Genomic DNA, 14,226 nt, shown 5'->3' on the forward strand with positions numbered 1-14,226 from the left:
GACAATATTTATTACGAAATTAACACCTTTTGGCTGTAGATGGACTTACAAAATCATGTAAATTTTCATCCCAAATGCTGATGTAAATAAAATCACATTGTTGGCGGATAATCTGACCCTTAACTGAGCCATTATTAAAACTAAAATTATCAGATTGACGCTGTTGTACTTGTTTTAGTCCCTGCTTTATATCTTCAGTGGCTTGCCCATCTAACATTCCATTCAAGGTAGTCTCCATTATCTGCGGGTCTACCGATTCGGCAAAAGATACCTCAGTTTGACGCAGCACTTTAGAATTACGATCAAATAAGTAGCCAAGGTCAATTTTGTTTGGCACTAGTTTGTAAACGACAGCACGAGTCTTGCCCCATGCGCCTCTTAAATCTTGATTTGGTTTGCCGAGGGTAGCTTCTACGATGTTTCTTGGTGTACCTGTAGGGAATGCGGGAACGCTTTGCCTGCTGGTAGTGGCAGCTAATTTACTGCGCGGTTTCTTTTGTGGCGTGGAACGCATTTCTGGTGTGGGAACTGGGTTGGCATTGCCCAAAGCAGGTATCGCCTCATTCTCTGGTTCTGGCTGTGGTGTAGATACAACTGGTGCTTGAGTATCTGAAGTTACATGCTCCTTCTCTGGCTGTGGTATAGATACAACTGGGGGATCAGAGGTTGGCAAAGGATCAGGAATTACTCGCCGTCGTGCCGGTGAAGCCGATACAACTGGGACTGGAGAAGTTTGGGACGAAACGGGCGGTTCAGTAGATGCAGGAGAGGGCAATGATGGCGATGGAGTAGAACTTGTGGCAATGGTTGTTTCTGGTTGTGGCTGACGAGTCATGTTAGAAATTGCTACTGCACTAAGCAAGCCGCCTATGAGTAAACTACCAACAATCACAGCAGGTTTTTGCCAGTTTCCACCAGAGGAAGACGGTGCGAGCGCAGAATTTTTTTGCGGAGAATATAATGGCTGAGTTTGTCTTGATGTCGTGGAAGAAAAATTAACTGTAGGAGTATTTGCAGCTAACTCAGTAGGTATATTACTAGCAGACTGCAAAGCGTGTAGCATTTTACTAGCAGTGCTGTAGCGATCGCCAGCATGAGGCTTAATTGCTTGATTGAGTACCGCCGCCAATTGGGAAGAGACATGAGGGGCGTGATCTTGCCAAAGAATTTCCCCAGTTTTCAGATCAGTTTGTAGTTCTTGCGGGTGTTTGCCAGTCAACAGATAAATCGCCGTTAAGCCCAAACTGTAGATATCAGTGGCGTAAACTGGGCGGCCAACGGCTTGTTCGCTAGGCATATAACCAGGCGTACCAATCACGAGCGATCGCGTCGGGTATCCCGGAGAACTCATTACTGAACGGATTGTTTCTTTGACTGCACCAAAATCAATCAAAACTGGCTTGCCATCAACAGAACGGAGAATAATGTTCTCAGGCTTGATATCCCGGTGAATAATGCCTTTGCTGTGGACATAATCTAAAACCCAAAGCAGACTCAAGAGAATTTGGCGAACAGCAGTTTCACCCTCAAATCCTTTGGCTTCGACAATTTTTGTCAAAGTTTGCCCGTGAATCCATTCTTGGACGAGGTAAAATTGCCCATTCTCAGAAAAGTAGGCGTAGAGTTTCGGAATTTGATTACTACTTTCACCCAAAAACTCCAAGGTTGCTGCTTCCCGTTCAAACCGTTGTTGGATAATTTGGTAGGTTTGCGGGTCATTATTGGTTATCGGTTTTAGTTGCTTGATTACACAGCGACGGCGAGAAGGCATGTGGACATCTTCAGCCAGAAAGGTTTCGCCAAACCCACCAGCGCCGATTACCTGGATAACTTGATAGCGATTGTTTAGCAGGGTTATTGTCATGAAAAATCACAAGCGTAAACGCCGGAGACATTTTGCCTCTGGGCTTGTCGTCAGACATCGCCCTTGTTCAAATGTACATCACATGAGTTGATGAATTATGGATACTAGACCTCTTGCAAAAGTCTATCCCCTTTTCCACATCCCCTGAAAAGTCAGGTTTAGCGACAGCATTTGCTTGTTGCGTTCATCCGAAAACGAAATAGCTGATTAACCAACGTTTTACCCCACCCTAACCCTCCCCTTGTGAAGGGGAGGGAACCGGAAATCTCATTTCCCCCCTTTATAAGGGGGGATTAAGGGGGGTAATTAGACTTGTGTGTACACCAGCCTTAGTAAGGAGAGGGGAGACTTTGACTTTTGTCAAAAGCAGGGTGAAGTTAAAAACCATATTTAGATGTTATTTAATTTACATTCCTTAGTCTACTGAAGTAGACTTTAGCTTGTAGCCTTGAACTTTAGTTCCAGGCGGGTGACAAAGCCAACCCTTTATGCGCTAAGTAAACTCTATAGTCTCAACAAACTCTAAAATACTTTCCTTGATGTCTTCAGCTTCTTCTTCAACGGAATCGGGAGTTTCGCCGTTAATAAAGCTGTGCTGACTACTAACTATATACAAAAATTCACCACTAATAAAGGTGAGTAGCCCTCGGTAAGCGTCTAATCTGATCGCAGTTCCATTATTTTCTTGCTTAGAAATTGTCGAACCTTTAGGCATATCAATTAATACGTAGTAAGCGCCTCGCAAAGTATTTTCTAGATATTCGGTATACTCCACAGAAGCATCTGGGACATTGGCAAAAATCGCCTGGGGTACATACTTGTCTACTAAAATTGTTTGTAAATATTCTTCTTGTCCAACAGACTCCAGTTCCTCTAACTGTTCTAGAGGGAAAGGATAATAATCGATTCTCAGCAGAGTACCAACGTCATCGGAAAAGCCAACGACTCCTTCCTGACTTTGAATTCTACCGCCTTGCTGCGGATCAACCGGAATCGGTACAGCAAAATTACCTAAAGGAGATTGATATGTCTGTTCGCTAAAATCTTCTATGACTACTGTTTCATCTTCGTCGTCTGTATATTCTTCATTTTCTGCTTCCTTAAAGGCTGCAATTACCTCCTTAATGATTTCCTCTGCTTCTTCATCCTCAAGTTCTAAAGCTGCTTGTAGCTTTTTGAGGTAAGCTTGTTTCGATTTCGGGATGGAGAGTTCATCGTCTAAAAGCACTATCACCCCAGCAGCAAAACCATCCAGCACTAATTCATCTGAGAGAGATACTTTGGCGACATTAAACAAAGGCCCAATTCCCTCTTCTTCTGCAATGGAGATGAGTCTATCAACTATTTCGGTGATTTCATCTTCTGAGTATTCCTCGAAAACCTCGAATTCCCAGAGGATACCCGCTAAACTTTCTGCATCGACATCTTCAACCAATGAATCAGCGATCGCAGTGACAGTTGCGATCGCTGCTACCGCTTCCTCTGGACTCAGTGATTCCTCTGATGTCTTTGGTGAGTTAAAAACCTTGTCATATTTGGTCATAAATGCTACCTGAATTAGTTCCTTGATAGTAATAACAGATTGAAAGTGACAATGGTCAGTTTACCAATGGAACGAATCTTCTATAGAAAAAGTTGGCTAACAGGTAGTTTACTCACTATTGGTCAGGTATAACAAAATTTTATTGACAGTTAATCTTCAAGGAGTTGAGGTCTTCTAAAATCTGTTGTCGAATATACACTTAAACATGAGTTAGGCTCAATATTTACCGCAAGTAAACTTAATCAAATATTGTAAATTTTTGTTATAAAGCAGTTATCGTTAATATCTGCTATATTCCTTTATTTTTATCCTCTAGCAGATGAATTACATCTATCGATAGAATTATAAACTAGCTGCCGATAGATACCTACACCGTGGGATGGATGTCACAATACCAAAGTTTGTAGTGACACACAATACTCGAAACGTTGTACTGTTGGTCTACAAATATGAATCACATTAAATTTTGAGTTCTTTTATGGTACAAACTCCTCCATCTCAGTTTTCCCCAGATCAATATAAAGTTGATTCTGCACAAGAAAAAGTACAAGCTATTATAGAAACACCACCATCAGATACTGAGATTGACTTAGAGTTTCTTTACACCAGAGATATTGAATTTCGTCAGGAAACCATTTACTTTCTTGTGGTTGATCGCTTTTATGATGGCGATCCAGATAACAGCGAAGGTGCAAACTCAGAACTGTACGATCCAAGTAGACAAGATTGGGGTAAGTACTGGGGTGGCGACTTGCAAGGTGTCATCAATAAGTTAGACTATCTCAAAAACATGGGGGTGACAGCCCTTTGGTTAACTCCACTGTTTGAGCAGGTTGAAGAGTTATTTGTTGGAAATGCAGCGCTACATGGCTATTGGACAAAAGACTTTAAACGGATTAATCCTCGCTACATTGCTGATGGAGAAAATCCTTCTTTAAATGCTACGCAAGAAGAAAAAAATACCACCTTTGATCAGTTAATTACAGAACTGCACAAGCGGAATATGAAGCTGGTGCTAGATATTGTCTGCAACCATAGCAGCCCTGACACTAGCGGTAGTAAAGGTGAATTGTATGATGATGGCGTTAAAATTGCTGATTTCAATGATGATGTCAATAATTGGTATCACCACTACGGCGAAGTACAAAACTGGGAAGACGATTGGCAAGTACAGAACTGTGAACTATCTGGTCTAGCAACCTTCAATGAAAACAATACTGAATATCGTCAGTATATTAAATCAGCCATTAAACAATGGCTAGACCGGGGTGTGGATGCACTACGGGTGGATACTGTCAAGCACATGCCTATCTGGTTTTGGCAAGAATTCACTGGTGATATGACCAATCACAAACCAGATGTATTCATTTTTGGTGAATGGATTTACAGTAATCCTACTGACGATCGCTCGGTAGAATTTGTTAACCACTCAGGCATGACACTGCTAGACTTTGGGTTGTGCGTGGCAATTCGAGCCGCACTAGGGCAAGGTTCAGAAATGGGATTCCAGACAATTCAATACATTTTTGACCAAGATTATCGCTATAACGGGGCAACAGAGCTAGTTACCTTCATCGATAATCATGATATGTCCCGCTTCCAATCGCTGAACCCCGATCCAGCGATGTTGAAGGTTGCGATCGCCTTAATTATGACCTGTCGCGGTATTCCCTGCATCTATTACGGTACAGAACAATATCTGCATAATGACACCGATGGCGGTAACGATCCCTATAACCGCCCAATGATGGAAAATTGGGATACTGATAGTGAGATTTATCGTTGCATCAGACTGTTGTCTGGCTTACGGCGACTGAATCCAGCCGTATCAATGGGTAGCCATTGGCAAAAATACTTAACACCAGATACTTACTGTTATGTACGTCGCTATCGTGACTCTGTGTGTTTTGTAGCTTTAAACCGGGGAGGAGAAGTTACTTTACCAGAAGTAGAAACAGAATTGCCCGATGGAGAACATACTTGCGTAGTAACTCGCAATAAGTTTGAGGTGAAAGACGGCAAGATTTATGACTTGGTATTAGAAGAACGGGGAGTGCTAGTTTTCAGCCACGTTGGCGAACGAATCAAAGCACAAACAATTGTCCGTATCCAACTCAATGGCGTGGATACCCAACCCGGTGAAATCATTGTGGTGACAGGAGATTGCCCAGAGTTAGGTAACTGGGATATCAGCAAAGCATATCCTTTAGAGTACATCAACTCAAATACCTGGTCTGCGGAGATTCCCTTTGATGAAAGTACTGGTAAGCTGATTGCTTATAAATATGCCATGTGGCGGGAAGGGCGATCGCCTCTGCGCGAAAATCTCGTTAACCGTCGCTGGGTAATTGCGAAAGAAGGCACTGTAAAATGGCGTGATAGCTGGGCATCGGGAAGAGAATCGTAGAAATATAGAATGAAGAGTGAAGGATTAAAATTTTGATTCTTCACTTTTTATTATTTATAAATTTTAAGTAACAAAAAATACACAAATAGGCGTATAAAACCGCATTGTGCGCCATAGTATAGTAGTTTCAATATATTTTAGTTAATAGTGATCTGGATCACACCACTTTGTGAGTTAAAATAAGTAATATCAAGCAGATAAGCAGCCAAAAATTGTTAAATAGAGGGGCAGAAAGGCTTTAGCTTTTACAGTATAAAAGAATAGATCGTAGCTTTATAATCGCTAAACTCAGCAGTTTTTAATACTTACCAACCAAGTCATCTAAAAAAATGAGAAAAAGGTAAATGGTAATGTTCGACCTCTTACTTAAAAATCAATTCAGTGCTCCAAAAAAACTAAAATTTAAAAATGAAATTTTGGCACGAGTTCAAGGTCGAAATTCAGAAGCTTTAAATGACGAAATAAAATTTTATAAAACTGAATTGCTTCCTTATTTTATAAAGTTGAGTCAACAAAATCCTATTTTTAGTGTTACAGAACAATTACGGCTTTTAGTGGGTGTTTGGACACCAATCTGGTCTACAATATCGTTTCATGAAAGTTTACCGCAAAGAATACAAGAGCAGTCTTTCCAAATTTTCCAACATGATGGTTACTGTGCCAGTGTAGCTCGCTATTTAATGGGAAAAGAGCAGTCTTTATCCGAGAATTTTCAATCACGATTACCTGCTTATGATTTCATGATACTTCACAAATATGAAGTTCAAAATGGTAAATGGTATCTTCAAAATATTGATAGATTTCAGGCTTTTACAAATAGAGACATTCCTCTAACTTTAGAATCAGTCTACAACTGGTTTACTCACGTAGTGAATACTAAAGTTAAATTTAACGCCTTGAAAGGGGTTTTACCTAAAGCTCTAAACTTAGAAAATATAGAGATAAATCATATTAATGGATTTCAAAAAACATCCTTAGTAACTTCTCAAGTGTTTGAGCATTTATATATAGATAATGACTTACGACTTGTGAAAACTCAAACAGATGCCTCACATTTACCCAGTTATACGATTGCAGTGAAGAGGCAATAAGTATCGATTGATGAATGCCTCAGCTACCTTTTGATTCAGACAACGATCGCCAAATTCTTGTTTAATTCCACCGCATATATAATACCTTAACTCCTGGGAGTGTATTCATATTCGACATTGCAACGACAGGACAAGTCGCACAAGGAAACACAAGTAAGGCGTTTACTGAAGGAGAGGGCTGGGTAGTACTAGTTGAAAGTGAACTCCAGCGCGTGGGCTTTGGAGGTGAAACAATGCGTAGTTATGGTAAATACCTACTGAGAAAGCCTCATGTAGCATTCATTGTACGCAAATTATATGAATAAATATCTGAATCAAATCCAATATCTAATTTTTTTTGCTATGGTGATCCCAAAGGAATTATTAAGTAATTACGAGGTGTCAATCAAGTAACTAGTCAATAATTTTGTATTTTAATATACAAAAGTATAGAGAAAATATCTCTATATAGTGGATCTGTTTTGTTACTTATTCGGTTGGGCAATCCGCGCTTCAATATCTTCCAATGTTTGTAACAATAGGCGACTTGCCTGCAATTGCCAACCCCATTTTTGAATTCTAAAAGCTAATACAGTTCCAACTATAGCAGCTAACAAACAGATGGGTTGATTTAAAGAAATTCCGAATAACAAACCCAATCCAGCAATTCCCCAAAATGGTAAAGCTGCTGCTTGTCTTTGTTCTTCCACAATTTGAGTAATCATATTAGAAGATTGCTTACTAGCGAGCAATGCCTCTTTAACCTGCCTCTGTTCGGCTGCGGACACTGATAAACCTATTTTGCGCCGTAGTTTTTCCATTTTACGGGCATCAGTGCTGTACTCTGTTAGCTCATCTTCTGCCATTTTCAGCAGTCGTTCTAGTTGTGCCATTGTGCATTGCATCCGATATTACGATACAGCTATTATCCCGAATAATTGTTATTTATAGACTATAGTTTGGCATTTAATTGCACAATACAAAATCACGCTAGTAGCTGTAATATCTAAAATTGAATATGGAAAAAATATACTAGCGGTTACGCACTGAGAAACTGAGTATAAACTTAAAAGGTAATTATGGCTACAGTATCTAAAAGCACATTATCTCTATCTTCCCAAGAGCGATCGCTCATCTTGTGGTTTGATGAAGTTGGTATTGCTGATATTCCCGTAGTTGGTGGTAAAAATGCCTCACTGGGCGAAATGATTCAACAGCTAACGCCCAAAGGTATTAACGTTCCCACTGGATTCGCCACCACTGCTTACGCTTATCGTTATTTCATCAAATCAGCAGATTTAGAAGCAAAGCTACGCAAACTCTTTGCTGACTTGGATGTTGAGGATGTCAAAAATTTACGAGAACGGGGAAAAAAAGCGCGATCGCTATTAATCCACACCCCATTTCCTGTAGAATTGCGAGAGGCGATCGCTAAAGCTTATCAAAGTCTTTGTGAACGATACAACGCAGAGACAGATGTTGCAGTGCGTTCTAGCGCCACCGCCGAAGACTTACCCGATGCTAGTTTTGCTGGACAACAGGAAACTTACCTTAACGTTGTCGGCGCTGAAGGAGTTTTAGCAGCTTGTCACAAGTGCTTTGCTTCCATATTTACCGATCGCGCTATTTCTTATCGTCACACCAAGGGATTTGACCACTTTAGCATTGCTCTGGCTGTGGGTGTGCAAAAAATGGTGCGTTCTGACTTAGCAACCTCTGGGGTAATGTTCTCTATTGATACAGAAACCGGATTTAAGGATGCTGCACTGATTACAGCCGCCTACGGTTTAGGTGAAAATGTTGTCCAAGGGTCAGTGAATCCCGATGAATACTATGTTTTTAAACCAACTTTAAAAGCTGGGTTCCGCCCAATTATTGATAAAAAATTGGGTAGTAAAGAACTAAAAATGATTTATGATGACGGCTCCAAATTTACGAAAAATGTGTCTGTTCCGCCCAGAGAAAGAGGTAAATTTGCCCTGAATGATGAAGAGATTTTACAACTAGCAAATTGGGCATGTTTAATTGAAGACCATTATTCCCAAGTCCACGGGATTTTCACTCCAATGGATATCGAATGGGCAAAAGATGGAATTACTAATCAACTTTTTATTGTGCAAGCGCGTCCCGAAACCGTGCAGTCACAAAAAACGGGAAATGTGTTGCGGAGTTATCGGTTGGTATTGGGGAATAGGGAATGGGGAATAGGGAATGGGGAAAAAACTTCTCAATCTCCACTTACTGATTCCCAATCTCCAATTCCTCTTGTTACAGGGCGGGCGATTGGGGAAGCGATTAGTCAAGGGAAAGCACGCCTAATTTTAGATGTTCAGAAACTCGAACAGTTCCAAGTTGGGGAAGTTTTGGTGACAGAGAGAACTGACCCTGATTGGGAACCAATTATGAAACGCGCCAGTGCAATTGTTACTAATTCTGGGGGTAGGACATGCCATGCAGCAATTATTGCGCGAGAATTGGGTGTACCTGCGATCGTGGGATGCGGCAATGCTACAGAAATTTTAAAACCTGGTCAAGAGGTAACAATTTCTTGCGCTGAAGGGGAAGAGGGAAAAGTTTATGCAGGCTTATTACCTTTTGAAGTGGAAGAAGTTCCTTTAGAGAACTTACCCCGCACTCGCACTCAAATTTTAATGAATGTGGGTAATCCCCAAGAAGCATTGAGTTTATCGGCAATTCCCAACGATGGGGTAGGTTTAGCACGGACAGAATTTATTATCGCTAACCAAATTCAAATTCATCCAATGGCATTGATTCACTATGATTTGTTAAAAGATGAATTTGCCAAAGCTAAAATTGCTGAAATTACTGCACTTTACGACGATAAACCCCAATATTTTGTAGATAAATTAGCCCAAGGCATAGGTAGAATTGCGGCGGCATTTTATCCCAAACCAGTGATTGTGCGAATGTCAGATTTCAAAAGTAATGAATATGCCAATTTGTTAGGTGGGCGACAGTTTGAACCCCATGAAGAAAACCCGATGCTGGGTTGGCGGGGAGCGGCGCGTTACTATGATGAAGGCTACAGAGAAGCTTTTGCCCTAGAATGTGATGCTATTAAACGGGTACGAGAAGAAATGGGTTTGACAAATGTTATCCCGATGATTCCGTTTTGTCGTACTCCCGATGAAGGGCGCTTGGTTTTAGCAGAGATGGCAAAAAATGGTTTAAAGCAAGGTGTTAACGACTTGCAGGTTTATGTGATGTGCGAGTTACCTAGTAATGTTATTCTGGCTGAGGAATTTGCTGAGGTATTTGATGGCTTCTCAATTGGTTCTAATGATTTAACTCAACTGACATTGGGGATAGATAGGGATTCGGCATTGGTAGCCAGATTGTTTGATGAACGCAGTCTAGCTGTGAAACGAATGGTAAAAATGGCCATAGAAGCGGCGAAAAAATGCGATCGCAAAATCGGCATTTGTGGACAAGCACCCAGCGACTATCCAGAATTTGCCCAGTTTTTAGTTGAACAAGGAATTGACTCGATTAGTCTGAATCCAGATTCGGTTTTAAAGACAATGCTGGAAGTGGCAAAAGTTGAGAGTTTACCGCCGCAGGCATCGCATAGCCAACGTTAGTTGAACTTCTAGATAATTGCTCATAGCATAGCGATCGCCATATTTTGTTTGTGTAATTCTCTACAAAACTTTTGACTGCTTAACCATAAGTATCTTACTATTTTGCAGAATGGCGATTTAGTTTAGCCAAAAGCAAGATGACAAATCTTTTGGAAACCGAACGCTTGATCATTCGCAGTTGGATACCCGAACGCGATGCCGAACAAGCGTTTGTAATTTATAATGACCCCGAAGTTACGCACTTTCTTGGTAAAGCTTCTCTGGTAACAAGTGTTGAGTCACAGCGTCAGCGTTTGATTGACAACATCAAGCAATGGCACCGACGCAACAATGGTACTGGATCTTGGGCAATTGTCGAAAAGGAAACTACAACAATTGTGGGAACTATCCTTCTTAAACAATTGCCCGACAAAGATGGTTTACCCACTCAAGATTATGAGGTAGGCTGGCACTTGAGGCGAGCTTCTTGGGGTAAAGGGTATGCAACAGAAGCAGGACAAGTTATGCTCAACTACGGATTTAGTGTGCTGAACTTGCCAGTAATTTATGCCGTAGTGAAGCCAGAAAATCATGCCTCAATCCGTGTAACAGAACGATTGGGTATGAAAGCAATAGGGCGGACAAACAAGTATTACGGTATTGAACTACTCCTGTTTCAACTAGATGCACCTGAAGAGTGGAGGGGGAGCAGGGAGTAGAGGGCAGGGGAAGCAGGGGAGGCAGGGGGAGAAAGAAATAATAACAAATGACAAATGACAAATGACTAAAAAGTGGTTCCGAATTGGGATGGTGAGTGTATTTCTTTTCTCACTCGCCTTGAGATTTTGGGGGCTGGAGCGATTCAACACTCTAGTATTTGATGAAGTTTACTTTGCCAAATTTGGTAATAATTATCTCACGCATACGCCATTTTTTAATGCTCATCCGCCGCTAAGTCAATATATGATCGGCATCGGCATTTGGATTGGCAGTCACATTCCTTTTTGGCACGATACGGTAAATGGACTGACAGGTTCAATGCGATCGCCTTGGACTTATCGATGGTTCAATGCCCTTACTGGCTCATTTATCCCTTTAGTTGTAGCTGCGATCGCTTATCGGTTGAGTTATCGCCGTAGCTTTGCTCTGCTTGCAGGTTTCTTCACAGCTTGTGATGGCATCTTTCTAGTTGAGTCTCGCTATGCTTTAAGTAATATTTATATTGTCATTTTTGGTTTATTAGGACACTGGTTTTTATTATTGGCATTAGATAACCAAAATCGGCGACGTTCTTTTTGGTTAGTTTTTGCTGGCATTGCTTTTGGTGCGTCAGTCGGTACTAAGTGGAACGGTTTATGGTTCCTCTCAGGTGCTTATCTTATTTGGATAGCAGCTTGGGTAATCTATTTGATATATTCTTTTCTTAACTCCAAACTCTTTTTTGCATCTTCTTCATCGAAGGAGGCAGAAAGTAGAAGTCAGGAATTAGGAGTTAGTACTTATTCCCCCTCATCTCAAACACCACTACAAAACCTAACTCAGCTAAATATTTTTCAGATGCTGTTTTATCTAGGAATTATCCCAGCTTTGATTTACAGCATCATCTGGATTCCTCACCTTCAACTAGATAAAACTTATGGATTTATTGCAGTACATCAGCAAATTTTGAAGTTTCATTTACATTTAGGTGGCAATAGTCCTAATGTGCATCCTTATTGTGCCGCCTGGTATAAATGGCCGTTGATGACTCGACCAATGGCATATTATTATCAAACGGCTGAAAGTATCACCGAATCTTTACCTGTGATGGGCCCGCCTTTACCTGCTGGTGCTGGACAAGTTATTTATGATGTCCATGCAATGGGCAATCCATTTTTGTGGTGGTTTGGTGTTGCTGCCATGTTGTTTTTAGTAGGGATGCTGGTGTCACAACCCGTAATTCATTGGGTGAAAGAAAAGCGTTTTTCAGTGCCTGCAACTCTGAGTGTTGATACTTGGATTGCCTTGTATTTAGTTATAAATTATGCTGCTAACTTAGCACCTTGGGTAGAAGTGACGCGGTGCGCTTTTATCTACCACTATATGTCTGCATTGGTGTTTGTATTTTTAGCGATCGCTTGGTTTGTCGATCAGTGTCTTCGCAGTTATTATCAACAACTCCGGGCGCTAGGTGTCACCATTACTTTTATCATTCTGGTTGCTTTTATTTTCTGGATGCCCATTTATTTGGGTTTACCCCTCTCACCTCACGATTATAAGCTGCGAATGTGGTTTAACTCTTGGATTTGATTGATGAAGTGGATCTAGAATTGCGTCGCAAAGGTGGATATTTGGGGATAGTGCGCCGCAAGGATTTAAAACCAGAGATTTCTGCTGCTGTTTTTACCTGGAGCCGTGGAGCGGAGCGGAACATGGGTATGAAGCCCCGCCATAAAGGGCGCTCTTACTGGGGCGGAGTACAAGCTCCGTCTCAGTTTTCCCCCTTGCTCCCTGCCCCCTTCCCCTGCCTCTTTTGACTATAACTACTCCTCATTCACTTCTCGCCTGACAAACAAAGCTCGATAAACAGGTTCACCCTTTTTTTGCGTACCTATTTCCCGTTCTGTGGGGACTGGTAGCGGATTTTCTGCTAACCATTCTTCTGTACCAACTTTCTGATAAGCTGGGTGAGCAGCAAAGCGATCGCGCATTTCCACAGCAACAAATTCCATATCTGATTGCAGAAATACAACTCCCCCAACCGCAAGATAATTAGCTAAATCTGCCACTAGTTCTGGTTGCACTACACGCCGTTTAGCATGGCGGGTTTTAAACCAAGGATCGGGGAATTGAATTGTAACTCGTTGTAAACTCTCTGGAGGTAGGGAAGATAACAGCGATTTCAGTGAGTTATTCACATTGCAAAACAAGTAGTGCAGGTTTGTTAAAGCCAACTCAGAACATAACTTATTCGCCTCCACCACTAGCGGTTCCCGAATTTCTAAGCCGAGAAAATTCCAGTTGGGTTCTATTTTGGCCATATTTACCAAAAACTGTCCTTTAGCGCAGCCAATATCTAAATGTAGCGGTTGATTTGGCTTTGCATAAATTTTTTCCAAGTCTTGGGGACTTGCTGGTGTTTGATACTTTTTTCCAAGTGGATTAACATGCTGGCGGACTCGGACTGCTGCCAAAATTTTCTCTCCTTTACGTGAAAATATCCTGTTGATTCTGATACTAATTTCTGCAAGTGTTCTTTTAATTACATCTTGGAAGGCTTTATCTAGTTCTGCTGTTTTCTAGGTAGAAAGGATCAACTATAGTTTAATTTTTCAGACCTTATTTAGTGACAAATCTAATAAATAACGGTTATAAAAGTAAGAGCTATAAAGCCAATTTAGATTGTTGCCTTAAATTTACCCCGTCATCTTTCAATTGTAAGTAATCTTGCACTAAGCAACCTTTTAGTTCACTGCTCTTGTTAATTAAGTAGAGCTGATTAAAGTGTAAATTATTATACTCTTTTTTTACTAGATATTTGGGTTAGCTTTCCAGGCAAAAAATAGGCAATATATGCTAGAATTGTATCAAATTATGGCAATTATTCAAGAGCAATTTAGAATAATTTTGCGCTTTGTTGAGTAAACAAGCTAAAATCTACGATTTTTGGAGATTTTTAGGTTATGACAACCTCACAGGAGAGGATTATCCCGATAGACTTGCGAACCGAAATGTCGCAGTCTTATCTGGAATACGCCATGAGCGTGATAGTGGGTCGGGCG

The 14,226-nt window shown here is 41.0% G+C and carries 9 protein-coding genes and 1 pseudogene; 6 read left to right on the forward strand and 4 right to left on the reverse strand.

Going from position 1 to position 14,226, the window contains the following annotated elements; translation table 11 throughout:
• Positions 1-19 precede the first annotated feature (19 nt).
• The gene (locus V7K25_RS06275) at positions 20-1,864 is read right to left on the reverse strand and encodes a protein kinase domain-containing protein (RefSeq protein ID WP_335156085.1); all 1,845 of its coding nucleotides are present in this window, start codon (positions 1,862-1,864) and stop codon (positions 20-22) included.
• 493 nt (positions 1,865-2,357) lie between these two features.
• Entirely contained in the window at positions 2,358-3,407 is a 1,050-nt protein-coding gene (locus V7K25_RS06280) for a hypothetical protein (protein WP_335156087.1), read from the reverse strand.
• Between the two features lie 478 nt (positions 3,408-3,885).
• Between V7K25_RS06280 and V7K25_RS06285 the strand changes: the two genes are divergently transcribed.
• Both V7K25_RS06285 and V7K25_RS06290 read left to right on the forward strand, forming a co-directional pair.
• Entirely contained in the window at positions 3,886-5,814 is a 1,929-nt protein-coding gene (locus tag V7K25_RS06285) for an alpha-amylase family glycosyl hydrolase (RefSeq protein ID WP_335156089.1), read from the forward strand.
• A gap of 350 nt (positions 5,815-6,164) precedes the next feature.
• A complete protein-coding gene (locus V7K25_RS06290; protein WP_335156091.1) occupies positions 6,165-6,905 on the forward strand; it encodes a hypothetical protein in 741 nt (246 codons plus the stop codon).
• A 464-nt stretch (positions 6,906-7,369) separates the two neighbouring features.
• On the opposite strand, the gene V7K25_RS06295 is transcribed toward V7K25_RS06290, so the two are convergent.
• Positions 7,370-7,777 carry a hypothetical protein gene (locus V7K25_RS06295; protein ID WP_335156093.1) on the reverse strand — a complete coding sequence of 136 codons (408 nt, stop codon included), beginning with the start codon at positions 7,775-7,777 and terminating at the stop codon, positions 7,370-7,372.
• Between the two features lie 186 nt (positions 7,778-7,963).
• Here V7K25_RS06295 and ppsA point away from each other — a divergent pair, with 186 nt between their 5' ends.
• The 4 genes and pseudogenes from ppsA to V7K25_RS06315 all read left to right on the forward strand — a co-directional run.
• Positions 7,964-10,486: a phosphoenolpyruvate synthase gene (gene ppsA / locus V7K25_RS06300; RefSeq protein ID WP_335156095.1), complete on the forward strand. Its 2,523-nt coding sequence runs from the start codon at positions 7,964-7,966 to the stop codon at positions 10,484-10,486.
• Positions 10,487-10,623: 137 nt separating this feature from the next.
• Positions 10,624-11,184, forward strand: a complete 561-nt coding sequence (locus V7K25_RS06305; protein WP_335156097.1) for a GNAT family N-acetyltransferase — start codon at positions 10,624-10,626, stop codon at positions 11,182-11,184.
• A 61-nt stretch (positions 11,185-11,245) separates the two neighbouring features.
• A complete protein-coding gene (locus tag V7K25_RS06310; RefSeq protein WP_335156099.1) occupies positions 11,246-12,754 on the forward strand; it encodes a dolichyl-phosphate-mannose--protein mannosyltransferase in 1,509 nt (502 codons plus the stop codon).
• An 11-nt stretch (positions 12,755-12,765) separates the two neighbouring features.
• Positions 12,766-12,849, forward strand: a pseudogene (locus V7K25_RS06315) (peptidylprolyl isomerase); the annotation flags it as partial.
• A gap of 138 nt (positions 12,850-12,987) precedes the next feature.
• Here V7K25_RS06315 and trmB read toward each other — a convergent pair.
• Positions 12,988-13,638 carry a tRNA (guanosine(46)-N7)-methyltransferase TrmB gene (gene trmB / locus V7K25_RS06320; protein ID WP_335156101.1) on the reverse strand — a complete coding sequence of 217 codons (651 nt, stop codon included), beginning with the start codon at positions 13,636-13,638 and terminating at the stop codon, positions 12,988-12,990.
• Positions 13,639-14,226 lie beyond the last annotated feature (588 nt).

The sequence above is a fragment of the Nostoc sp. genome (genome assembly GCF_036919495.1).
GTDB lineage: Bacteria > Cyanobacteriota > Cyanobacteriia > Cyanobacteriales > Nostocaceae > Nostoc.